The 22,962-nt window shown below is 71.7% G+C and carries 22 protein-coding genes; 4 read left to right on the top strand and 18 right to left on the bottom strand.

Annotated elements, in window-relative coordinates:
- Positions 1 to 85 precede the first annotated feature (85 nt).
- Positions 86 to 454, top strand: coding sequence for a response regulator (locus tag E4T13_RS08820; RefSeq protein WP_137177919.1), 369 nt, complete (start codon positions 86 to 88; stop codon positions 452 to 454).
- On the opposite strand, the gene pcaB is transcribed toward E4T13_RS08820, so the two are convergent.
- The 10 genes from pcaB to E4T13_RS08770 all read right to left on the bottom strand — a co-directional run bounded on the left by pcaB (position 441) and on the right by E4T13_RS08770 (position 10,227).
- Positions 441 to 1,808, bottom strand: coding sequence for a 3-carboxy-cis,cis-muconate cycloisomerase (gene pcaB / locus E4T13_RS08815; RefSeq protein ID WP_137177918.1), 1,368 nt, complete (start codon positions 1,806 to 1,808; stop codon positions 441 to 443). The two genes, E4T13_RS08820 and pcaB, sit on opposite strands and share 14 nt — an antisense overlap.
- A gap of 141 nt (positions 1,809 to 1,949) precedes the next feature.
- A complete protein-coding gene (gene pcaG / locus E4T13_RS08810; protein WP_137177917.1) occupies positions 1,950 to 2,492 on the bottom strand; it encodes a protocatechuate 3,4-dioxygenase subunit alpha in 543 nt (180 codons plus the stop codon).
- A 4-nt stretch (positions 2,493 to 2,496) separates the two neighbouring features.
- Complete coding sequence (pcaH, locus tag E4T13_RS08805) at positions 2,497 to 3,201, bottom strand: protocatechuate 3,4-dioxygenase subunit beta (RefSeq protein ID WP_240791050.1); 705 nt, start codon at positions 3,199 to 3,201, stop codon at positions 2,497 to 2,499.
- Positions 3,202 to 3,250: 49 nt separating this feature from the next.
- A complete protein-coding gene (locus tag E4T13_RS08800) occupies positions 3,251 to 4,405 on the bottom strand; it encodes an alpha/beta fold hydrolase (RefSeq protein ID WP_137177915.1) in 1,155 nt (384 codons plus the stop codon).
- 110 nt (positions 4,406 to 4,515) lie between these two features.
- A complete protein-coding gene (gene pcaF, locus E4T13_RS08795) occupies positions 4,516 to 5,724 on the bottom strand; it encodes a 3-oxoadipyl-CoA thiolase (RefSeq protein ID WP_137177914.1) in 1,209 nt (402 codons plus the stop codon).
- A 49-nt stretch (positions 5,725 to 5,773) separates the two neighbouring features.
- Entirely contained in the window at positions 5,774 to 7,096 is a 1,323-nt protein-coding gene (locus tag E4T13_RS08790; protein WP_137177913.1) for a TRAP transporter large permease, read from the bottom strand.
- Positions 7,096 to 7,602: a TRAP transporter small permease gene (locus tag E4T13_RS08785; RefSeq protein WP_240791049.1), complete on the bottom strand. Its 507-nt coding sequence runs from the start codon at positions 7,600 to 7,602 to the stop codon at positions 7,096 to 7,098. Before E4T13_RS08785 ends, E4T13_RS08790 begins: the two co-directional genes overlap by 1 nt.
- Positions 7,603 to 7,615: 13 nt before the next feature.
- Positions 7,616 to 8,665 carry a TRAP transporter substrate-binding protein gene (locus tag E4T13_RS08780; RefSeq protein WP_137177912.1) on the bottom strand — a complete coding sequence of 350 codons (1,050 nt, stop codon included), beginning with the start codon at positions 8,663 to 8,665 and terminating at the stop codon, positions 7,616 to 7,618.
- A 69-nt stretch (positions 8,666 to 8,734) separates the two neighbouring features.
- Positions 8,735 to 9,355, bottom strand: a complete 621-nt coding sequence (locus E4T13_RS08775) for a 2-dehydro-3-deoxy-6-phosphogalactonate aldolase (protein WP_137177911.1) — start codon at positions 9,353 to 9,355, stop codon at positions 8,735 to 8,737.
- The gene (locus tag E4T13_RS08770; protein ID WP_137177910.1) at positions 9,346 to 10,227 is read right to left on the bottom strand and encodes a 2-dehydro-3-deoxygalactonokinase; all 882 of its coding nucleotides are present in this window, start codon (positions 10,225 to 10,227) and stop codon (positions 9,346 to 9,348) included. Before E4T13_RS08770 ends, E4T13_RS08775 begins: the two co-directional genes overlap by 10 nt.
- A gap of 137 nt (positions 10,228 to 10,364) precedes the next feature.
- Here E4T13_RS08770 and E4T13_RS08765 point away from each other — a divergent pair, with 137 nt between their 5' ends.
- Together E4T13_RS08765 and E4T13_RS08760 are read left to right on the top strand one after the other, a co-directional pair.
- Positions 10,365 to 11,936, top strand: coding sequence for a hypothetical protein (locus E4T13_RS08765; protein WP_137177909.1), 1,572 nt, complete (start codon positions 10,365 to 10,367; stop codon positions 11,934 to 11,936).
- Positions 11,933 to 13,498: a hypothetical protein gene (locus tag E4T13_RS08760; protein WP_137177908.1), complete on the top strand. Its 1,566-nt coding sequence runs from the start codon at positions 11,933 to 11,935 to the stop codon at positions 13,496 to 13,498. The genes E4T13_RS08765 and E4T13_RS08760 overlap by 4 nt, the downstream gene beginning before the upstream one ends.
- Before the next feature lie 42 nt (positions 13,499 to 13,540).
- Here E4T13_RS08760 and E4T13_RS08755 read toward each other — a convergent pair whose 3' ends face one another.
- The 3 genes from E4T13_RS08755 to mepA form a co-directional block, all read right to left on the bottom strand.
- Positions 13,541 to 14,428: an ABC transporter permease gene (locus E4T13_RS08755; protein WP_306768484.1), complete on the bottom strand. Its 888-nt coding sequence runs from the start codon at positions 14,426 to 14,428 to the stop codon at positions 13,541 to 13,543.
- Positions 14,418 to 15,227, bottom strand: a complete 810-nt coding sequence (locus E4T13_RS08750; protein ID WP_137177907.1) for an ABC transporter ATP-binding protein — start codon at positions 15,225 to 15,227, stop codon at positions 14,418 to 14,420. Before E4T13_RS08750 ends, E4T13_RS08755 begins: the two co-directional genes overlap by 11 nt.
- Positions 15,228 to 15,466: 239 nt before the next feature.
- Entirely contained in the window at positions 15,467 to 16,258 is a 792-nt protein-coding gene (gene mepA / locus E4T13_RS08745) for a penicillin-insensitive murein endopeptidase (protein ID WP_240791048.1), read from the bottom strand.
- Positions 16,259 to 16,495: 237 nt separating this feature from the next.
- On the opposite strand from mepA, the gene galE reads away from it, so the two are divergent.
- On the top strand, positions 16,496 to 17,485 hold the full coding sequence (galE, locus tag E4T13_RS08740; protein WP_137177906.1) for a UDP-glucose 4-epimerase GalE: 990 nt from the start codon (positions 16,496 to 16,498) through the stop codon (positions 17,483 to 17,485).
- Positions 17,486 to 17,653: 168 nt separating this feature from the next.
- Here galE and E4T13_RS08735 read toward each other — a convergent pair whose 3' ends face one another.
- The 5 genes from E4T13_RS08735 to E4T13_RS08715 all read right to left on the bottom strand — a co-directional run bounded on the left by E4T13_RS08735 (position 17,654) and on the right by E4T13_RS08715 (position 22,917).
- A complete protein-coding gene (locus E4T13_RS08735; protein ID WP_137177905.1) occupies positions 17,654 to 17,965 on the bottom strand; it encodes a hypothetical protein in 312 nt (103 codons plus the stop codon).
- Between the two features lie 82 nt (positions 17,966 to 18,047).
- Positions 18,048 to 19,436 carry an HlyD family type I secretion periplasmic adaptor subunit gene (locus E4T13_RS08730; protein ID WP_137177904.1) on the bottom strand — a complete coding sequence of 463 codons (1,389 nt, stop codon included), beginning with the start codon at positions 19,434 to 19,436 and terminating at the stop codon, positions 18,048 to 18,050.
- Positions 19,433 to 21,187: a type I secretion system permease/ATPase gene (locus tag E4T13_RS08725; protein ID WP_240791047.1), complete on the bottom strand. Its 1,755-nt coding sequence runs from the start codon at positions 21,185 to 21,187 to the stop codon at positions 19,433 to 19,435. Before E4T13_RS08725 ends, E4T13_RS08730 begins: the two co-directional genes overlap by 4 nt.
- Positions 21,188 to 21,191: 4 nt before the next feature.
- Complete coding sequence (locus E4T13_RS08720; protein WP_137177903.1) at positions 21,192 to 21,713, bottom strand: hypothetical protein; 522 nt, start codon at positions 21,711 to 21,713, stop codon at positions 21,192 to 21,194.
- Positions 21,714 to 21,945: 232 nt separating this feature from the next.
- Entirely contained in the window at positions 21,946 to 22,917 is a 972-nt protein-coding gene (locus E4T13_RS08715) for a glycosyltransferase family 2 protein (RefSeq protein ID WP_137177902.1), read from the bottom strand.
- Between the last annotated feature and the right edge of the window lie 45 nt (positions 22,918 to 22,962).

Raw genomic sequence — 22,962 nt, 5'->3', positions numbered from 1 at the left:
GCGGCCGGATCACGCAAGTGTCACAGGACGGATGTGCGGCCCGACCCCAGTGTCCCGGTGTCGGCATCGGAGCTCCTCGCCCTCCATGGCCTCGTCGCCCCTGTTGCTCCTCGTGGAGGACGATGCGCTGGTCCGCGGCACGCTGGCCGAGGCGCTGGCCGATGCCGGTTTCGAAGTGCTGGAAGCCGCCGATGCGGAGACGGCACTGCATCTCGTTGCGGAGCGCGGCGATCTCGCGGCACTGCTGACGGACATCAACCTGCCCGGCGCCGATGGCTTCGTGCTGGCCCGCGCGGCGCGTCGGCTGCGGCCGGACCTGCCGGTGGTCTACGCCTCAGGTCGGGTGCGCGAGGCCGACCCGCGCCGTGCCCTGCCCGGCGCCACCTTCCTGGCGAAGCCCTTCAGCCTGACCTGCGCGGTGGAGACCTTGCAGCGCGCGGTCACGCCGCACTGAGGCGTGATGCGTCCGCGCGCAGCAACACCGCATCGGTGAAGGCGCCCGCCGCACCGAGGTAGCCGGCGGGGTCGGTCAGGCGCGCGATGCCCGCGGCATCGAGCAGCGCTGTGATGCGCTCGTCCCTGCCCAGCGCCGCGGCCAGCGTCACGCCCTCCGCAAGCGCGACGTCGCAGGCATGGTGCACCGCGTCATGCGCGGCGCCTCGGCCGAGATGCGGCGCGAGGCCCATCATCACCGCCTCCGCCATGATCATGCCGCCGCCCGCATCGAGGTTGCGGCGCATGCGCGCGGCATCCACCTCCAGCCCTTCGGCGATGGGCAGCAGCGTCGCCAGCGCGCCATGGGTCAGCAGCAGGATCTGGCCGAGGGCGAGCTGTTCCTCCTGCATCGGGCCGGCGCCGCGTTCGTGCTGGTGCAGCATGGCGCCGAGCAGCAGCGGGATCTGCGCCTGCGCGCCGCGCGCCTGGGCGATGACGTATTCGCAGCCGATCGGGTTGCGCTTCTGCGGCATGGTGGAGCTGCCGCCCTTGCCGGGCGCGGCGGGCTCGCTGGCCTCGCCCACCTCGGACTGCATCAGCCAGAGGATGTCGGTGGCGGGCTTGGCCAGCGTGCCGCAGAGCAGGCCGCACCAGCAGCCGAGCTCCGCGATGCCGTCGCGCGCGACATGCCAGGTGATGGCGGGAAGCGCGAGGTCGAGTTCCTGCGCCAGCTCCGCTGCAACCTTCGGCCCGTCTTCGCCGAGCGAGGCGAGCGTGCCGACCGCGCCGCCGAATTGCAGCCGCAGCACGCGCGGGCGGAGCTGCGCCAGGCGTTCGCGCATCGTGACCAGCGGATCGAGCCAGAGCGCCACCTTGTAGCCGAAGGTGATCGGCAGCGCCTGCTGCGCATGGGTGCGGCCGGGCATGACGGTGTCGCGATGCGTGCGGGCCAGTGTTGCGAGGGCGGCGATCAGGCGCGCCAGGTCGGCGTCGAGCAGCGTAATGGCGTCGCGCAGTTGCAGCACCAGCGCGGTGTCCAGCACGTCCTGCGTGGTGGCGCCCCAATGCGTCCAGCGGCCAGCCTCGGCGCCGGCGCGGGCCGATAGCTGCTTCACCAGGCCGACGGTGGGAAAACCCATGTTCCGCGTGGCGCCGGCGAGCGCGGGCAGGTCGAGCTTCGTCGCGTCGGCGGCTGCCGTGATCGCTTCGGCGGCCTCGGCGGGGATCAGACCGAGGCGGGCCTGGGCGCGGGCCAGCGCCGCTTCGAAATCCAGCATGCGCTGCAGCGCGGCGGGCTCCGCGAGGATCGCGCGCATCGCGTCGGAGCCGTAGACGGCGCCTTGCACGGGCGCATCGGCGGGGTTCACGGTCATGGCGAACTCACATTCCCTCCCCCGCGTGCGGGGGAGGGTTAGGGTGGGGGCCGCGAGATATGAGTGGGGACGGCGCTCCGCCCCCACCCCGGCCCTCCCCGCATGCGGGGGAGGGAGAAGACGGCGAGGGAGGTTCCAGACTCAAACCTCCAGGAACACCGTCTCGCCCTCGCCCTGCAAACGGATGTCCAGCCGCCACACGCCCTCGCCCTGCGGCTTCGCCACCAGCGTGGCGCGGCGGGCGGGGTCTTCCACCATCGTCAGCACGGGATCGGTCGCGTTCAGCGCCTCGCCCTCGAAATAGGCGCGGGTGACGAGGTGCTGCATCAGGCCGCGCGCGAAGATGGTGATCTCGATATGCGGCGCCTGCATCGCATTGCCGCGGCCGGGCACGGGGCCGGGCTTCAGCGTGGTGAAGCGGAACACGCCCTCGGCATCCGTCGCGCTGCGCCCGAAGCCGTGGAACACATCCTCGTAGCGACCGTCCGGGCCGGCCTGCCAGATCTCCACCAGGCCGTCTGATACCGGCGCGCCGTCGCCATCGGTGATGCGGCCGGTGAGCACGATGCGCTCGCCCTGCACGCCTTCGTTGCCGGACCCGGCGCGGAGCAGGTCCGCCCATTCCGGGAAGTCGATCATATGCCAGTAGGGGCCGGCGGTCTGCGACGCAGTGGCTGCGGTCATCGCCTCAGGCCTTCTCGAACGGCGTGGCCTCGCGGCCGCGCAGCACCATGTCGAAGCGGTAGCCCAGCGCCCATTCGGGCTTGGTGATCTCGAGGTCGAATTTCGAGACCAGCCGCTCCCGCGCCGCCTTGTCGGGCGTCGCCTGGAAGATCGGGTCGAGATCGAGCAGCGGATCGCCGGGGAAATACATCTGGGTGATCATGCGCTGGGCGAAGCCCGCGCCGTGCAGCCCGAAATGGATATGGATGGGACGCCAGGCGTTCCAGTGGTTCCGCCAGGGATAGGCGCCGGGCTTCACGCTGACGAAGCTGTATTTGCCGTCGTCGTCGGTGAAGATGCGCGCGCGGCCCTCGAAATTCGGATCGAGCGGCGCGTCGTGCTGGTCGCGCGGATGGTGGTAGCGGCCGGAGGCGTTGGCCTGCCACACCTCCACCATCACGCCGCGCTGCGGGCGGCCGTCCTCGTCGGTGATGCGGCCCGCCACGATGATGCGTTCGCCCAGCGCACCCTTGCCGTTCACCTGGCTCATGTCGGCATGCGCGGGATAGCGGGATGTGTCGAAGCGCGGCGCGCTGGTCTCGGTCAGGGTCTGCGGGATGCGCAGCAGCGCCTGCTTCGGATGGCGCTTGTGCGTGCTGCCATAGGCGGGGCTGTCCAGCGGCGGCTGCGTGCCGGGCTGCAGCGGGCGATAGGGGATCGGGTCGCTCACCGTGTGGCTTCCTTGGCGCGTTGTCGCAAAGCTTGCGGAAGCGGCAGGGTCAGCCCGCCTCCTCCAGCAGGATGCGCTTGGCGATCTTAAGCGCGGAATTGGCCGCGGGAACACCCGCATAGGCGCCGACCTGCAACAGCAATTCGCCGACCTCCTCCGGCGTAACGCCGGTATTGCGCGTGGCGCGGACATGCAGCTCGAATTCCTCATGCCTGCCGAGCGCCGCGGTGACGGCCAGCACGAGCATGCTGCGCTGGTGGCGCGTCAGGCCGGGGCGGGTCCAGATCTCGCCCCAGACATTGCCGGTGATCCAGTCCTGGAAGGCGGTGTCCATCGCGGTCAGGTGCGCCTGCGCGCGGGCGACATGCGCGTCGCCCAGCGTGGCCCTGCGCACGGCAAAGCCGCCATCGAGGCCCGGCTGCGGCCGCAGCGCGGCGAGATGCTCCAGCACGGCCGCCGTCGTCGCCTCCGCGGCTTCCAGCGTGGGAATGTGCGCGGCTTCGGGAATGGTGGCGAGGCGTGCGCCAGGGATCATGTCGCGCAGCGTCTCCGCCACGGCGAGCGGCGTGGCGACGTCGCGCTCACCGACGATCACGGTGCTGGGGCAGGCGATGCGGCCGGCTAATTCGGCGGCCCGCGCATCGCGCAGCGCGGCGGCCGAGCCGGCATAGCCAAGCGGGTCGGTCGCCAGCAGCATGCGGCGCAGCCCCTGCGAGGAAGCGAGCGTCGCATCCACCACCCAGCGCGGCATGACCATGTCCACCAGGCCGGCCATGCCCTGCGCGGTGACGATGTCGATGCGCTGCTGCCAGGAGTCCGGCGGCGGGAATTCCGCGCCGGTGTCCATCAGGATCAGCGAGGCGACGCGGTCGGGTGCCTCGGCCGCCATCTGCTGTGCGATGCGCCCGCCGATGGACAGGCCAAGCACATGCGCGCGGGGGATGCCGAGCGCATGCAGCAGCGCGAGCGCGTCCTGCGCATGCTGAGACATCGTGTACGGACCGGGCGTGACGCCGGAGAGGCCGTGGCCGCGCAGGTCCATGCGGATGACGCGGTGGTTGCGCGCCAGCCCCGCCGCCTGCGGGTCGAAGACGTGCAGGTTCGTGCCGATGGAATGCAGCAGCAGGATCGGCGGCGCGTCCGCGGTGGGCGGCGGGCCTTCGACAAGCGCGTGGATGGCGATGTCGTGGAGCTGGAGGAACATTGCTTGTGCTCGCTCCGAAAAGGAGTTGCGTGAGTGGGTTTCCCCCACCCCGACCCTCCCCCGCGAAGTGGCGGGGGAGGGAGAAGAACAGTGGGGGACGGAGCCGAAACTCAGACGCGCTCGAGGATCATGGCGATGCCCTGGCCGACGCCGATGCACATCGTCACCAGCGCATACTTTTGCTGGCGGTGATGCAGCTCGGCGACCGCGGTCTGCACCAGCCGCGCGCCGCTCATTCCCAGCGGGTGGCCCAGCGCGATGGCGCCGCCATTGGGGTTCACGAACTCCGCATCGTCGGGCAGGCCGAGGTCGCGGGTGACCGCCAGCGCCTGCGCGGCGAAGGCCTCGTTCAGCTCGATCACGGCGATGTCGGAGAGCTTGAGCCCGGCCTTCTCCAGCACCTTGCGCGTGGCGGGCGCCGGGCCGAAGCCCATGATGCGCGGCGCGACGCCCGCGGTCGCCACCGCCACCATCCGCGCGCGCGGCGTGAGCCCGTGCTTCTTCGCCGCGGCCTCGCTGGCGACGAGGATGGCGCAGGCGCCGTCATTCACGCCGGAGGCATTGCCTGCCGTCACCGTGCCGCCTTCCTTGCGGAAGGGCGTGCCGAGCTTCTGCAGCGCTTCCAGCGTGGTGTCCGGGCGCGGATGCTCGTCTGTATCCACAACGAGGGGCTCGCCCTTGCGGCGCGGGATCGTCACCGGGACGATCTCTTCCTTGAAGCGGCCGGAGGCGAGCGCCTTGCCGGCGCGCTGCTGGCTGCGATACGCGAAGGCGTCCTGGTCGGCGCGGCTCACCTGGAATTCCTGCGCGACGTTCTCCGCCGTCTCCGGCATGGAATCGATGCCGTATTCCGACTTCATCTTCGGGTTCACGAAGCGCCAGCCGATTGTGGTGTCGTAAATCTCCGCGGTGCGGCCGAACGCCTCCTGCGACTTGCCCATGACGAAGGGCGCGCGCGTCATGCTCTCGACCCCGCCGGCCAGCATCAGCTCGGTCTCGCCAGCCTTGATCGCGCGCGCGGCAATGCCGACGGCATCCATGCCCGAGCCGCAGAGGCGGTTCACCGTGCTGCCGGGGATGCTGTCCGGCAGGCCCGCCAGCAGCAGCGCCATGCGCGCGACGTTGCGGTTGTCCTCGCCGGCCTGGTTGGCGCAGCCATAGATCACGTCCTCCACCGCGGCCCAGTCGAGCTTCGGGTTGCGCTCCTTCAGCGCCTTGATGGGGATGGCGCCGAGGTCGTCGGTGCGGACCTCCTTCAGCCCGCCGGCATAGCGGCCGATGGGGGTGCGGGCGGCGTCGCAGATGAAGGCGTCGGCCATGGCATGGGTCCTCCTGTGTGGCAGGGCTTGCCCCTGGCCCGGCCCGCCGTCAACTGAGCAGCGCGACCAGCCACAGCGACAGCGCCGGGAAAGCCGCGAGCAGCACCAGGCGGATCACGTCCATCGCCAGGAAGGGCAGCACGCCCCTGTAGGTGCGGGCGATCGGCACGTCCTTCGCCAGGCCGGAGATGACGAAGACGTTGAGCCCGATCGGCGGCGCCGTCAGCCCGATGCCGACGACGCAGAGCACGAGGATGCCGAACCAGATCGCCGTCTCCTCCGTGCTGAGCCCGAAATCCAGCGCGGTGATCACGGGGAAGAACACCGGCAGGGTCAGCAGGATCATCGCCAGCTCGTCCATCACCGCGCCGAGGATGATGTAGGCCAGCAGCAGCAGCGCCAGCACGCCATAGGGCGGAAAATCCTGCTCGGTGATCCACAGCGCCAGCAGGTCCGGCGCCTGGGTCAGGGCCAGGAAGGCGTTGAACACCTCGGCCCCGAGCAGGATCACGAAGATCATCGCCGTCGTCTCGGCGGTGGCGAACAGCGCTTCCTTCACGTGGCGGGCGTGCAGCGTGCCGCGCAGCAGCCCGACCAGCAGCGTCGCGATCACGCCGACCGCGGCGCTTTCCGTCGGCGTGAAGACGCCGCCATAGATGCCGCCCACCACCACCACGGCGATCAGCAGCACGGGGATGACGTTGAGGAAGGCCGCGCGCTTCTCCGCGCCGGTCGGCACGGCGCCCGGCGGCGCCAAGGCGGGTTTCAGCCGCACCACGATGGCGATGGCGAGCAGGTAGAGGACCGTCGCGATCGCGCCGGGGATCAGCGCCGCCATGAACAGCTTGGCGATGTTCTGCTCGGTGCTGATGGCATAGACCACCAGGATCACGCTCGGCGGGATCAGGATGCCGAGCGTGCCGCCCACCGCGATGGTGCCGGTGGAAAAGCCGGCATCGTAGCCGTAGCGGCGCAGCTCCGGCAGCGCGGCGCGGCCGAAGGTGGCTGTGGTGGCGACGGAGCTGCCGCAGACCGCGCCGAAGCAGGCGCAGGCGCCGATCACGCCCATCGCCATGCCGCCGGGCTTGCGCCCGACCAGCGCATTCGCCGCGGCGAACAGGTCGCGCGCCAGCCCGCCGCGCTCCGCCAGCGCGCCCATCAGGATGAACAGCGGGATGATCGAGAGCGTGTAGTTCGCGAACAGGTGGTAGGGCGTCGCTTTCAGATAATTCGCCAGCGCGGACCAGTCGAGAATGTGGACATAGCCGCCGATGCCGACCAGCAGCATCGCGAGGCCCACGGGCGCGCGGATGGCGATCAGGCCGAGCAGCACCGCGAAGCCGGTCGCGGCCAGGACGAATTCCGGTGCCATCAGATGCGCCCGCGGACCAGCCGCGGCAGCCACCACAGCGCGGCCAGCGCGGTCGCGGCGAAGCACAGCGCGCCGAGGCCGATAGCCCACCAGTAAGGCAGCGCGAGCAGGCCGATGGTGCGCGTGCCGCTGCGCCAGCTGTCCCAGGCGCCGAGCACCAGCCGCTCCGCGATCCACAGCGCCAGCCCCGCCCAGACCAGCATCCAGAATGCGTCGATCACGCCGGTCACGCGCCGGGGCAGCCAGGTGGTGAAGCTGTCCACCAGGATGTTCGACCGCATCAGCGTGCCATGGGCGAGGAAGCCGAGCACGCCGACACCCGACGCGATGGAGACGATCTCGAAATCGCCCCGGATCGGCTGGCTGGTCAGCCAGCGCAGCACGACCGAGACGGTCGTCATGCAGGCCGCGACCAGCAGCGAGGCACCGCCAAGGAACGCCAGCGCGCGCGCCAGCAGCGGCACCGGGCCGGCAGGCGGCCCGGCGTCCCGTGCCTCCACGCTCACCGTCGCGTCCGGCTCAGCCGACCCCGCCGGAATTCTTCGCGATCAGCGCGCGGGCATCGGCCAGCAGCGCGGCGCCGTCGAAGCCCTTCTCGCGCGATCCGGCCACCCAGCTGTCGATCACCGGCTTCGTCGTCTCGATCCAGCGCTGTTTCTCGGCTTCGCTGATCTGCACGATCTTGTTGTCGCGCCGGCGTTCCACCATCGCGCGCACCACCGGGCCCTGCTCGTCCCAGACCTTCGCCGCCATCTCGGCCGCCACCATACCGGAATTCGCATCCAGCACGCGCTTCAGGTCGGGGGCCAGGGCCTGGTACTTCGCCGGGTTCATCGCCAGGATGAAGGTGGCGGCGTAGAGCGTCGGGCTGCCCGGGATCTCCGTGTGGTTCTTCACCAGCTCCTGCAGGCGGATCGAGGGCACCACCTCCCACGGCACCACGGCGCCGTCGATCACGCGCTGGCTCAGCGCCTCCGGCACCTGCGGGATGGGCAGGCCGATCGGCGCGGCGCCAAGCGCGCGCAGCGCCTCGCCGGCCTGGCGTGTGGGGAAGCGCAGCTTCAGGCCGCGCAGGTCCTCCATGCGGAGGACTTCCTTGTTGGAATGGATCTGCCCGCCGTCATGCGCCCAGACGGTGATCGGGTGGACTTCGCGGAACTCGTCGCGCAGGTGCTTCTCGGTGAATTCCCAGCAGGCCTTGGCGTTCGGCATCGCCAGGCGATGCGCCACGAAGGGCAGTTCGAACACCTCGACCTTGGGGAAGCGGCCGGGGGTGTTGCCGGGCAGCGTCCAGATGATGTCGGCCACGCCGTCGCGCGCTTGGTCGTAGAGCTGCGGCGGCGCGCCGCCGAGCTGCATCGAGGGGAAGATCTGGATGCGCAGCCTGCCGCCGCTCTCGGTCTGAATCTTCTGCGCCCAGGGCATGAGGAAGTGCCGGTGGACATTGGACACCGCGGGCAGGAAGTGGTGCAGGCGAAGCGTCACCTCCTGCGCCGAGGCCGGACGCACCAGCGCGGGCGCGGCGAGGCCGGCGGCCCCCGCGAGAAGAAGCGATCGGCGGGCGATCATGATGTTCGTTGCCTCCCAGGTCGCGGCCCTGCGGCCACCCTTCCGCAATAGATGCGCGGGCGCTGGACTTCAAGCGCCGGGCAGCGCGGCCTGCAGGGCGCGGGCCTTTGCCGCGACGGTGGCGGCGGCGTCGCCGGGGCGGTAGATCGCGCTGCCGATGCCGAAGCCAGCGGCGCCGGCGGCGCGCCAGGGCGCCATGGTGCCGGGATCGATCCCGCCCACCGGCAGGATCGGCGTGCCCTTCGGCAGCACCGCCAGCAGCGCCTTCAGCACCGCGGGGGAGGCGGCCTCGGCGGGGAACAGCTTCAGGCCGTCAGCGCCCGCCTTGAGCAGCGCGAAGGCCTCGCCCGGCGTGAAGAAGCCGGGCACGGCGAGCATGCCCGCTTCCTTCGCGGCGCGCACTACCTCGGGGTCCGCATGCGGCGTCACCACCAGCCGCCCCCCGGCCTCCGCGATGCGGGTGCAATCGGCGGGATCGAGCACGGTCCCGGCGCCGACCAGGGCGCGGTCGCCGCAGCGCCGGGCCAGCCGGCCGATGCTCTCCAGCGGGTCCGGCGAGTTGAGCGGCACCTCGATGACGGCAAAGCCCTCGGCGAGCAGCGCGTCGCCGATGGCCTCGACGTCCGCCGGCTTCACGCCGCGCAGAATGGCGACCAGCGGGCAGCGCGAAAGCCAGTCCTTCAGGCCCATCCGAGGCTCCGTCCGATCTGGTGCAGCCCGGCCGCGACCAGGTCGGGGTCGTGCCTGCGCACCGTGACGCCCGCGATGCGCAGCGCGTCCTCGTAGAGCGCGGCAAGCTCCGCCGCGCCGACCAGTTCCACCTGCGTCGTGGGCCGTTCCGCCAGCGCGGCGGCGATCTCGTGCCCGATCAGCAGGCCCGAGAGGTAGCTGCGCGTCTCCGCCTCCTTCAGCCGTCCCATCAGGTTCAGCGCGCGGGTGCCGAACAGGTGATGCAGCAGCCCGCCCTGCTGCCGGGCGCGCGCCACGCCGCGCGCGAAGGCCTCCGGCCGCGGCGGGCCATCCGTGCTGGTGCGCGCCAGGATCGTATGCGTTGACAGCGCCGCAAAAACCTCGCCGGTCATGTGGGTGGTGAAGTGGGTGACGCGGTCGGCCTCCAGCCGCGCCCATTTGCTGTGCGTGCCGGGCATGCAGGCCAGCCCGTCATCCAGCCCGATGGCGAGCGCGACCAGCTTGGTCTCCTCGCCGCGCATCACGTCGGGCACGCCGTCCGCGTCCTCGGTCGTCAGGCCCGGCACCAGGCGGACCTCTGCGCCCTCGAACGGCACGGGAACGGTGGCGGCGGCGATCTCGGCCGGGCCGGCGGGGCAGCGCAGATAAGGCGCCTCGACCCAGCCCTGCCGGCTGCCGACCATGCCGCAGAGCAGCACGCGCGCCTCGCCCGCCGCGAGCCAGGGGCCGATCGCCTCCCGCAGCGCATCGGGGAAGCCGCCGGCGGGCACGGTAAGGATTCCGCCCGGCCGGTCCAGCCGGTCGGTGACCGCGCCGCCCGGCCCCAGCCGGTAGGCGCGCAGGCTGGTGGTGCCCCAGTCGACGCCGATCATGCCGCCAGGGATGGGCCGCCCGGCGGCGGAGCGCAAGCGGCCCGGTGCCGCATCGCGCGGGCGTGCGACGCCGCACCGGCCTTCCACCGGCGCGCGCCTCGTGCAAGCCTGCAACCGTTGCGTGACCGGCGGAGGGGATGGCCGTGCTGCGCGCCGAGGGAAGGCTGCTGCCCGCGTTGCTGCTGCTCACCGCGGCGGTGCTGTTCGGGCTCGCCGCGGCGGTCAATCCGGACCGGCTGAACCCGGACGCGATCGGCTACCTGATGATCGCGCGGCACTGGCGGTCCGGCGCCTGGGACCTGGCGCTGAGCGGCTATTGGGGGCCGCTGCTGCCCTGGCTGGTGGCCGCGCTGGAGCCGCTGACAGGCGACGCGCTGCGCGCGGCGCGGCTGGCGATGGCGGGTTCCGCGCTGCTGTTCCTGGGCGGCGCGATGGCCTTCCTGCGCGCCGCCGGCGTGCCGTCGGCGGCGCGGGCAGTGGGCGGGCTCTGCCTGCTGGCCTTCGCGCTGGCCTGGTCGGTGCGCATCATCACGCCGGACCTGCTGGTGAGCGGCCTGCTGCTGGGCGGGCTGGCGGCGGCGCTGCAGCCGGGCTGGGTCATGCGCTTCCGGCAGCAGGCGCTGGTCGGCCTGCTGTTCGGTCTGGCCTATTACGCCAAGGCGGTCGCGCTGCCGCTCGGCCTCGGCCTCGTGGCCCTCTGCGGCCTTTGGCATGCGGCGGCGGGCGGCGCCGGCTGGCGGGCTGCGGGGCCCACCCTGCGCAGCGCCGTCGTGCTGCTGCTCGTCGCCGCGCCCTGGATCGGCGCGCTGTCCGCGCAGTACGGGAAGCCGAGCTTCGGCACCAGCGGTGCCGTCAACCTTGCCCTGGTCGGCCCGTCCTATGTCGCCGCCGCGGGCGGGCGCTTCGATCCGCCGCACCCGGCCTTCACGACCTTCCATGCACCGCGCGAGGGCCGCGTGACGGCGTGGGAGGAGGCGACCGAGATGCCCTATGCCGCCTGGTCGCCCTGGGCCGATGCGGCGTCGCTCCGGCATCTCGGGCGCGTCATGCGCAACAATCTCGAGCGCAGCCTGGTCACGCTGCGCGGCTTCGACGCCATCGGGCTCGGCCTCGTCGCGCTGCTGCTGGCGCCGCTGGCGGTGGTGGGTGGCGCGCATGCCTGGCGCTTCGCGCTGCTGCCGGCGGCGATGCTGACGGCGATCTACCTGCCGGTGCTGTCGAATGGCGAGGCGCGCTACCTGATGCTGGCCTATCCGCTGATGCTGGCGGCGGCCGGTGGCATGGCCTTCGCCCTGGCCGGGGAGGGGCGCTGGCGCGACCTGCGGCGGGCGCTGGCGGCGCTGCTGCTGCTGCTCGCCTTCCTGCTGCCCCTGCGGCACGACATCGCGGTCGCGGTGCTCGGCCGGCCCAACCCGGCGGTCCTGGCGGCGCGGCAGGTCGCGCACGCCATCGGCGCGCAGGACGTGCCGGGCGGTATCGCCTCGGTCGGCGAGCTCGGCTTCGCGGCGATCTTCGCGGCCTATTTCGCCGGGCGTCCCTTCCTAGGCACGGAGGACGCGCTGCCGGAGGACGACCGGCTGCGCCGGTTGCAACCCGGCGTCGTGCTGGTGGCGCCGGGCAGCGCCGCCGACCGCGCGCTGGAGACCGAGCCGGGGGCGCGGCGCCTGCTGCCGTCGGGCACGACGGTCGCCGCGTGGCGCCTGCGATGAGCGGATTGCGCATCCTCGCCGCGCTCGGCTTCCCGCTGGGCTTCGGGCTGCTGGCGGTGGCGCTCGGCAAGGACGACAACTGGGACCTGCTGCACTACCACTTCTACAACCCGCATGCCTGGCTGCATGGGCGCCACGGGCATGACCTCCTGGCGGCGGATTTCCACGTCTATTTCAACCCGCTGCTCGACCTGCCCTTCCACCTCGGCAACCGGGTGCTGCCTGGCGCGGCGCTGACCTTCCTCCTCGGCGCGCTGCACGGGCTGAGCGGGCTGCTGCTGTGGGGCATCGCGGGGCATGTGCTGGATCGGCGCGCCGGCGTGCCGCCGGTGGTGCCGGCGCTGGTCGGCATGCTCGGCGCGGGCTCGCTCTACGTTCTCGGCACGACCTACTACGACGCGCTGGTGGCGCTGCCGGTCTTCCTGGCGATGTGGCTGATCCTGCGCCGCGCCGACCTCGTCTTCGCTGGTCCGGCCTCCCGCGCCCTGCCGCTGCTGGTGCTGGCGGGGATCGCTGCCGGCGCTGGGGTGGGTCTCAAGCAGACCGTGATCGTCTTCGCCGCAGGCATCGGGCTCGCGCTGCTGCTGACGCCGGGGCGGCGCGTCGCGGCCATGCTGGCCTATGGGCTGGGCGGCGCGATCGGCGTGCTCGCGACATCCGGCTTCTGGCTCTGGCATCTGTGGGAGACCACGGGCAATCCGCTGTTTCCCTATTTCAACCACGTCTTCCGCTCGCCCCTCGGCCCGATCGCCGACATGCGCACGCGCCACGCGCTGCCGCGCGACCTGTGGGAGGCCCTGGTCTATCCCTGGGTGATGCTGCGCATGCCCTGGCGCGTGGACAGCCCGGTGCGCGATCCGAAGCTGCTGGTCGCCTATGTGCTGGTGCCGGCCGGCCTCGTCCTCGCGCTGCTGCGGCCGCGCGCCGCCAACCTGCTGGCGGAGCGCCGCGCGGCGCTGTTCGTGCTGTTCACCATCGCGGCCGGCTACCTGATCTGGCTCTACCTGTTCTCGATCTATCGCTACGCCATCCCGCTCGAGATGCTGGCGCCGCTTGCCGTCGTCGCGGCGGTCGGGTTCCTGCCGCTGGCGGGGCGCGCGGCGCGGCTGCTGGCGCTGGCGCTGATGCTCGTGGTGCTGCCGATCCAGCCGAGCAACCGGGACCGCATCCCCTGGGCGGGCGCGCTCTGGTCGCCCTTCGTCGCAGTGGCACCGCCCGAGGGAATGGCGCTGGACGATGCGCTGGTGGTCGTGCCCGGCTGGCATCGCGGCTGGAGGCCGAACGCTTTCGTCATCCCCTTCTTCCCGCCGGAGGTGCCGTTCCTGCGCATCGTCGCGCATGACGATCCGGCGGGACGCCTCGTGACCGGGTTCGACGGGGAGATCGCACAGCGCATCGCGACCCATGAGGGCAGCCTGCTGGTGCTGATGACGCCGGGCGGCGAGGCGCCGGTGGCCGCTTCGCTGGCGCGCCACGGGCTTGTCGCCGATTTCGCGGCGTGCCGCCGGCTGACGACCAGCATCGGTGGGCCGCTGGCCCTGTGTCCGCTGCGCCGCGGCTGATCGCGGCGGGGGAGCGGGGAGGCGCCCCGCTCCCCGACGCCGTCATGCGCCGCCGAACTTCACCTGCTGGTCGTTCTGCCCGCGCATGGCCCAGCCGGTGGTGCGGTTCTCGATCGCCACGGCGATGACATAGAGCACCACGCCGAGGATCGCGGTGACGATCAGCCCCGCGAAGACCAGCGGCACGTCGAAGCGCGAGGAGGCCAGGATCATCAGGTGGCCGATGCCTTTGTTCGCCGCGACCGTCTCCGCGATGATCGAGCCGACGAAGGCGACCGTGATCGAGATCTTCAGCGAGGCGAAGAAATACGGCATCGCGCGCGGCAGGCCGACCTTGCGGATGATGTCGGTGTGCCGCGCGCCCAGCGCGCGCAGCACGTCGCGCAACTCCGGCTCCACCGTCGCGATGCCGGTGGCGACGTTCACCACGATGGGGAAGAAGCTGATCAGGAAGGCTGTGATCACGGCGGGCACCGTGCCGATGCCGAACCAGATCACCAGGATCGGCACCACCGCGACCTTCGGGATGGAGTTGAAGCCGATCAGCAGCGGATAGAGCCCGTGATAGAGCAGCGTCGAGCTGCCGATGGCGATGCCCAGCAGCAGCCCGAAGACGATCGCCAGGCCGAAGCCGATCAGCGTCGTCATCGTGGTCTGCCAGGCATTGTCCATCAGCGGCCACCACCACTTCACCATGCTGGCGGCGATGGCGCTGGGCGCGGGCAGCACGAATTCCGGCACGTCGAAGGCGCGGACCGCGATTTCCCACACCAGGAACATGCCGATGATCACCAGCCAGGGCAGGGCGGTCTGCAGCCGGCGGCGGCGCCGCGCGGCGGCGGCCATGGATTCCAGGCGCCGCAGCGCCTCCGGCGACATGCCGTTGTCGCCGGCGACCACGCCGGGCGCGAGTGCGGCCTCACTGGGCATGGGCGACCTCCTCGCCCTTCCGGGCGGCACTGATGTACTCGCGCAGGTCATGCACGAGGGAGACGAACTCCGGCTTGTAGGTGTCCTCCAGCGTGCGCGGCCGCGGGAAGTCCACAACGCGCTCCGCAATGATGCGGCCGGGACGGGAGGACATCACCAGCACCCTGTCGGACAGGAAGGCGGCCTCGCGGAGGTCGTGGGTGACGAGGATCACGGTCGGCCGGCGCGCGATCCAGACATCCTGCAGCACCGACCAGAGGTCCTCGCGCGTGAAGATGTCGAGCGCGGCGAAGGGTTCGTCCAGCATCAGCAGGGCGGGCTCGTGGATCAGCGCGCGGCAGAGGCTGGCGCGCTGCTGCATGCCGCCCGAGAGCTGCCAGGGGAATTTCTGGTCGAAGCCCTCCAGCCCGACCAGGCGCAGCAACTCGCGCGCGCGGGCCTCGTACTGGGCGCGTTCGGAGCGGAGCTTGCGGCGATGCGGCTCCACCACCTCGAGCGGCAGCATCACGTTGTCCAGGATGTTGCGCCAGGGCAGCAGCGTGGGGTTCTGGAAGGCCATCCCCGCGATGGAAAGCGGCCCCGCCACCTCCTGCCCGGCCACCACCACGGTGCCGGCGGTGGCTGGCCAGAGCCCGGTGACCAGCCGCATCAGCGTGGACTTGCCGCAGCCGGAGGGGCCGACGACGGCGATGAACTCGCCCTTCTTCACGTCCAGCGTGGTGCCCTGCAACGCCAGCGTCCCTTCGACGCCGCCGTAGCGCATGGCAACGCCGGTGATCTCGACGAAAGGCCGCTCCATTATGCCCCCTGCCCGGGCCGGCCGCCGCTGCCGCTCGCATGCGCTCGCGGCGACGACTCCAGCCGTTTGTTTGTGGAGCAGATTCACGCTCCCGGCCGGATCCGGCCGTCCGCGATCTGCTCCAGACGCCCCCAGATGTGCGTCACGGGGGCAGGGCCACGCAAGACGCGCGCCAACGGCCAAGCCCTTGCCGCAGCGCAGCAGCAGCGGCGGGGCTGCCCTTTCGATGCGCTGAATGCCTATCTGGCGGGCATATCCGGGGCGGCCAGCACCGCGGCGCAGGCGCTCGGCAGCCGCGGCGGCGGACCGGGCTGGGCGGGGCGGGGCGGGGGCCGGCGTGCCTCGGCGCTGAACCACCAGTCCAGTGTCGAGTCGCAGCCATCGCCCGGGGGCGGCGGTGCGATGTCGCGGCATTCCGGGCTGCCGGCAGGGCAGCGCAGGCGCAGATGCATGTGGCTGTCATGCCCGCGCCAGGGCCGCACCCGGCGCAGCCACGCCTCGCCACGGTGGTCCTGGCAGAGCCGCAGCTTGATCGCGGGGTTCACCAGCAATCGGTCGAGCCCCGGCGCCTCCGCCGCGATGCGGATCAGCGTCGCATGGCGTGCGGTCCAGCGCGCGGGATCCACCCCGCTGCCATCCGGCAGCACGAGGGAGGGGATCGAAAGCTCCTCCCGCCGCGCGGCCGGGACCAGCGGCTTGGGACGAAGGTCGAGCCAGATGTCGGCGTCCAGGCCGGATTGGTGGCTGGCATGCCCCCAGGGCAGCGGCCCGCCGCGGGGCTGGCCGAGATCGCCGATCCAGAGATCCGGCAGGCCGGCATCTCGGGCCCGTCCGGCGACATGCGCGACGAGCGCGATGGTGGCAGGGTGCCCCCAGTTGCGGTTGCGCGAGAGCCGGATGGCCTGCCAGCCCGGCCCTTCCGCCGGCAGCGCCACCGCGCCCGCGATGCAGCCGAGCGAGGTGCTGCCGATCGCGCGGGCGGGGCCTTCGGTGGGGAAGGAGCGCGCCGCCCAGTCCGCGGCACGGGCCACCGGCCCCTCCGCCGCGCCCGCGGACGCCGCCGCGAGGAGCATCCCCAGCAGGGCCGAAAGCCCCGCGCCACGTCCGATCCGCCTTCGAAGCTGCGTGCGCATCGGCCAGGGATAGTCCAGGCCGGGGGGTGGCGCGAAGCCGGGCCCGGCCTCGCCTTGCGGCAGCCACAGTGCTGTGCGTGAACTTCCGCCTGCCGCCTGCTTTCGCTCGGGCGGAATCTCCTGGGAGAAGTCTGCTTGGCGCGTTTCCTGGTGACCGGCGGGGCCGGCTATGTGGGCAGCCATACCGTGCTGGCGCTGCTCGACCGCGGCGACGAGGTCGTGGTGCTCGACGACCTGTCCAAGGGCCATCGGGCCGCGGTGCCCGCGGGGGCGACGCTGATCGAAGGGCGCTGCGACGATCGCGACCTGGTGGCAGCCGCCTTCGCCAGCGGCCCGTTCGAGGCGGTGCTGCATTTCGCCGCGCTCTCCCTGGTGGGCGACAGCATGCGCGATCCGATGCGCTACATCGGCGAGAACGTGGCCGGCGTGACCACCGTGGCGGGTGCCGCGGCCAAGGCGGGCTGCCGGAAATTCGTGCTGTCCTCCACCGCCGCGCTGTTCGGCTTCCCCGAGCGCATCCCGATCGACGAGGCGCAGCGGCTGGAACCCGCCTCGGCCTATGGCGAGAGCAAGCTGCTCTGCGAACGTGCGCTGGCCTGGGCGGAGACGGTGCATGGCCTCCGCTTCGCCGCGCTGCGCTACTTCAACGCCGCCGGCGCCGATCCGCAGGGACGCGCGGGCGAGGACCACGATCCCGAGACCCATCTGATCCCGCTGGCGATCGGCGCGGCGATGGGGCTACGCCCGGCGCTGACCGTGTTCGGCGCCGATTACGAGACGCCCGATGGCACCTGCATCCGCGACTATGTCCATGTGACGGACCTGGCCGAGGCGCATCTGCGCGCGCTCGAGGTGCTCGAGACGCGATCCGTCCGCTACAACCTCGGCAACGGCACGGGCTACTCGGTGCGGCAGGTGCTGGAGGCGGTGGAACGCGTCGGCGGGCGGACGGTGCCGCATTCATACGGCCCCCGGCGCGCCGGCGATCCGGCGGCGCTGGTCGCGTCCTCCGCGCGGCTGCGGCAGGAGACGGGCTGGACGCCGCGCTTTCCGGCGCTGGACGATATCGTGCGCACCGCCTGGGCCTGGCACGCGGCGCATCCGCAGGGATATGCGGCGGGGTGACGCCGAAGCACCCTCCCTCGCAAGCAGGGGAGGGCGAGCCTCCTAGAGCAGCGCCCGTTCGAGTGGAACCGCTCCACGGTTCCGCCGAACGGGCATAAGCTGCTCTAGAATCGCGTTTCCTAGAGCACGACCTTCCGATCGACTGATTCCAGTCGATCGGAACGTGCTCTAGCCGTTGAAGCGGAAGGCGCCGGTGACCTGGTCGGTGCCGGCGGTGGCCGGGGCCTCGGCGGGGGCGGCCTTGGCCTGGTTCTGCGCCTGGGCCATCGCCTCCTTCGCGCGCTGCTCCACCTGCTTCGTCACCTCGACCATCACCCGCGCCAGGGCGGGCAACTGCACCACGGGAACAACCAGCGTGCCCGAAGGCTCGGGCTTCGCGTCCTTCTGCGCCGTGGCCGCGCCGAAGGTCAGGCGCGCGACGCCGTTGGCGATGTGCACATCGAGCACGCCGTCGCCGAAGATGATGGGGCTGGCAGCCATGGGGATGGTCCTGTCGTGGATGGTGGAGAGGTGACGCGGCCGCGCGCCGCGGCGGCGGCGCGCTTCGGGCCGGGTGCGGCTTCTACTGCTCGCGGAAGGCGCGGTGGAAGCTGTCGAAGACCGGCTGCAGAAGATAGCGCGCGAAGGATCGCTCGCCGGTCTGGATCTGCGCCTCCACCATCATGCCCGGTCGAAGCTGCACGCCGTTCAGCGCCGCAAGCTGGCTCTGGTCGATCTCGATGTTGACCTTGTAGTAGGCGATGCCGCGCCGCTCGTCCTGCGTGACGTCGGAGGCGACGAAGATCACGTGGCCGTGCAGGTAGGGCACCAGCCGCTGCTTGAAGGCAGGCAGGCGGACCTCCGCCACCAGGCCGGGATGCACCACCTCGATGTCGTTCGGCTGGACATTCACCTCGGCGACGATGCGGTCCTCGCGCGGCACCAGGTCCATCACCGGGTCGCCGGGGCGGATCACGGCGCCGACGGTGAAGACGCGCAGGTTCAGCACCGTGCCGGCCTCCGGCGCGGTGATCTCGAGCCGGGTCGAGACGTCCTCCGCGGCGCGCAGCCGTTCCTCGGCCTCGGCCAGCTTGACGCGGACCTCGCGCAGCTCGGCCGAGACCTCCTGCGCGCGCTGGTCGCGCAGGCGGAGCATCTCGCGCTGCGCCTCGGCGATCTGGGCGTTGCTGCGCTCCACCTGGTTGCGCAGGTCGGAGATGTTGCCCTCCGAGGACGCGACCTGGCGCTGGATGGCCAGCAATTGCGGCAGTCGCGCCAGGCCCTGGCTGAGCAGGCGGGCGGTGTTGCTCTCCTCTGCGCGCAGCAGCACCAGGGCGCGTTCCTGCGCTTCGCGCTGCGCTTCGGCGGAGCGGATCTGCGCCTGGAACTGGTCCACCCGGGCCTCCAGCACGTTGAGCTGGCTCTGCAGCGCGACGCGGCGGGCCTCGAACAGGGTGCGCTGGCCGACCAGCGAATCCTGCGCGCGCGCCGCCGGGGCATCCATCAGCTCCGGCGGGAAGGTGATCTGCTCGGCGCCGTTCTGCTCGGCCACCAGCCGCGCATCCTGCGCCAGCAGCGCCCAGCGCTGGCTGCGCAGCGTCTCGGTCTGCTGCTGGGCCTGGGGCTGTTCCAGCTTCATCAGCACCTGGCCGCGCCGGACCTCGTCGCCGTCGCGCACCAGGATCTCGCGGACGATGCCGCCCTCGAAATGCTGGATGGTGCGGCGCGTGCCTTCCACCTTCAGCACGCCCGGCGCGATCGCCGCCTCGGCCAGGGGCGTGAAGGCGGCCCAGCTTCCGAGCCCGACGACGAAGAGCAGCACGATGATCGAGCCGATCATCACCGGCATGCCGGTGCGCGGCTTCGGCGCATCGAGGATCAGCGGCTCGTCCTTGGGCTGCCAGAGCGCGGGCGGGCCGCCTGCCGGGATGGGCGCCGGCGCGGCGTTGCGGGGCAGCGTCATCTGGTTCATCGGGCGCCACCCTCGACGCGGGCCGGCACTTCAGCCGGCCGGCTCTGCTGCTGCACCAGCCGCTTGAGCACCTCGGCGCGCGGGCCGAAGGCCTCCACCGCGCCGTCGCGCATCAGCAGCACCTTGTCCACGCCCTGCACCAGGGTCGGGCGGTGGGAGACCAGGATCACCGTCGCGCCGCGGCGCTTCAGCTCCTCGAGGCCCCGGATCAGCGCCTGTTCGGCATCGCCGTCCAGGTTCGAGTTCGGCTCGTCCAGCACCACCATCTTCGGGCTGCCGAACATCGCGCGCGCCAGGCCGATGAGCTGGCGCTGGCCGCCCGAGAGGTGCTGGCCGCCATCGCCGATCTCGGTGTCGTAGCCCTGCGGCAGGCGCAGGATCATCTCGTGGCAGCCGGCGAGTTTCGCCGCCTCGAACACCAGCTCGGGGTCGGCATCGGCCATGCGGGAGATGTTGCGCAGCACCGTGCCGTCGAACAGCTCCACATCCTGCGGCAGGTATCCGACATACTTGCCGAAATCCTCGCGCATCCAGGTGAAGACGTCGGCGCCGTCGAGCCGCACCGTGCCGGCGGAAGGCTGGAGCGTGCCGATCAGCAGCCGGATCATCGTGGTCTTGCCCGCCGCCGAGGGGCCGATGACCGCCAGCGATTCCCCGGCGGCGAGGTTGAAGGACACGCCCTTGATGATCGCCACGGGCTGGCCGGGGAAGCCGAAGGTCACGCGCTCCGCGGCGACCCGGCCGGTCGGCTCGGGCAGCGCCATGCCCGGCGGGCGCATGCGCGGCAGGGAGAGGAAGCCGAGCAGGCGGCGATACGCCTGGCGCGCCTGCACCAGCTGCTTCCAGCCGCCGATCATCTGCTCCACCGGCGCCAGCGCGCGGCCCATGATGATGGAGGCGGCGATGGAGGCGCCGGCGGTCAGCTGCTGTTCCAGCACCAGGTAGGCGCCGTAGCCGAGCACCGCGACCTGCACCGCCAGGCGGAAGAACCGGGTGATCGAGAGCAGGAAGGCCGCGCGGTCCGCCGCGCGCTCCTGCGGCGGCAGGGAAGCCGAGAGCCCCTCTCGCCAGCGCTGCAGCACCGCGGGGCCCATGCCCATGCTGTCGATGACCTCGGCGTTGCGGACCATGCTCTCCGCCCGGCGCTGGCTGGCCATCGCGCCGGTGGAGGCCTGGCGCACCAGCGCGCCCGTCGCCCACTCGTTGGTCAGCGTGAGCAGGAACAGCAGCACGGCGCCCACCAGGGCGATGGCGCCCAGCATCGGGTGCAGCAGGAAGATCACCGCCAGGAAGATCGGCACCCAGGGCACGTCGAACAGGGTCAGCGAGGCGGGCGAGCCGAGCCAGTTGCGGCAGACCGACAGGTCGCGCAGCGCCTCCATCCGGTAGGGCCGGTTGCGGAGCTGGCTCTCGATGGCGCGCAGGAAGGCCTCGGGCGCGGCCTTGCCCTCCACCCAGCCGGCGATGCGCTGCATGATCTGGCCGCGCAACCCGTCCAGCACCGCCATGACGAGCAGCGCGAACATCGCGATCGCGGTCAGGTAGTAGAGCGTGTCCATGCTGCGGGTGGAGAGCACCCGGTCGAACACCTGCATCATGTAAAGCGAGACGGTGAGCTGCAGCATGTTGACCACGCCGCTGAACAGCGCGACCGCGGCGATGTGCCGCCGGCAGGAGGCCACGGCCTTGGACAGCACGGTTTCGCCGGTCCGCTCCGGCATCTGCATGTTGAGCGGCATCGGGCGCAGCATCGCGTCAGCCCCCCCCGTTTATCGTCGAGAGCAGCCGTGCGGCCTGCCCGGCAAGTTCGGCCGGCAGGCCCGGGTCCATGGCGAGGAGCGCCAGGACGACGAGCCCCGCGATGGCCAGGGCGACGAGGTTGGCCAGCACCGCGCGGAAGAAGCCGAAGCGACGGGGCTGGCGGGCGGCCTCCTCCTCCACGGCCTGGCGGCGGATCTCCGCCACCTGGTTGTGCAGCAGGCGGAAGGCGTGGTCGTTCAGGTCGGCATCGGCCTTGCGGCGCAGCGCGTCGATCCCGTCCGGCCCCGGCGGCTTGCCGGCCTGGACCGCAAGGCCGAACGCCAGCAGGTCGCGCAGCCGGGTCTCCTCGCTGCCGAGGAAGCTGCCCAGGAAATCCCGCAGGGATGGCGGCGCGCCCTCCGGCGCGGGCGTCGGCCCGGGCACCGTGCCGAGACGGTTCAGGCGGGCCGTGGCGACCGGCGCGACCGCGGGACGGTCGGCGGTGTCACCGCTGGCTTCTGGGGCGGTGGCCGTCATGGGGTTCTTGGGGCTCTTCTGACCGTCGGACTGGAAGGATGCAGGATGCAGACTGCCGCCCCGCACATGAACGGCGCGTGGATGGGGTTGTAGCACGACAGGGGGGAGGGAACAAAATCAAGGATGAAGGCTCGAAACAGGAGAAACCTTTACGAAACATGACGTTTGTCGCGACATCGTTTCGCGGCCTTCCCATTCCGGAAGGTCGCGTGGAGCGCCCGGCGTTCCGTGTTCAGCGCGCCGGCGGCAAGGGCCCCGGCGCCGGGATGGCGAGATAGGCGATCCGCCGCGCCTCCAGCCGGCCGCGGGTGACGGTATCCAGGATCAGCCCGCAGGACAGCAGCAGGAAGGACAGCAGCATCAGCCCCATGGAGAGCACCGCCGTCGGCAGGCGCGGCACGAGGCCGGTGTCGAACCAGGTCTGCAGCACCGGCACCGCCAGCAGCAGCGAGAACATGGCGAAGACGGCGGCCACGCCGGTGAAGAAGGGCAACGGGCGCTCCCGCCGGACGAGCAGGCCGATGGTGCGCAGGATGCGGAAGCCGTCGCGGTAGGTGCTGAGCTTGGAGTGGCTGCCCGGCGGCCGTTCCTTGTAGCGGGTACGCAACTCGCCCACGGGCATGCGCAACTCCAGCGCATGCACGGTGAACTCCGTCTCCGTCTCGAAGCCCACGGCCAGCGCCGGGAAGGACTTCACGAAGCGGCGGGAAAACACGCGGTAGCCCGAAAGCATGTCCGTGATGCGGTCGCCGAACACCAGCCGCACCACGCCGGTCAGCACCCGGTTGCCCAGGCGGTGGCCCGGCCGGTAGGCGGCCGCGGCATCGGTCACCCGCACGCCGGTCACCATGTCGAACTGCTCCTCGAGCAGCATGGCGACCATCGCGGGGGCGGAGCCGGCATCGTAGGTGTCGTCGCCATCCACCAGCACGTACACATCCGCCTCGACATCGGCGAACATGCGGCGGACCACATGGCCCTTGCCCTGCTGCGTCTCGCGCCGCACCACCGCGCCGGCGGCGGCGGCAACCTCCCGCGTGCGATCGCGGCTGTTGTTGTCGTAGACGTGTATCGTGGCTTCCGGCAGGGCGGCCCGGAAATCGGCGATCACCTTGGGGATCGCGACCTCCTCGTTGTAGCAGGGCACCAGCACGGCAATGCGCGGCGCCCGGCGCGCGGTGTCGAGCGCAGCGGAGGCGTCCATGGTGCGATCCTGCGTCACAGGGCGCAGTCAGCGCAGGTCGGGCCG

It is taken from the genome of Roseomonas sp. AR75 (assembly GCF_005222815.1).
In the GTDB taxonomy this organism is placed as follows: domain Bacteria; phylum Pseudomonadota; class Alphaproteobacteria; order Acetobacterales; family Acetobacteraceae; genus Falsiroseomonas.
The sequence above is the reverse complement of the archived record's forward strand: the minus strand, read 5'-3'. Positions and strand labels throughout refer to the sequence as shown.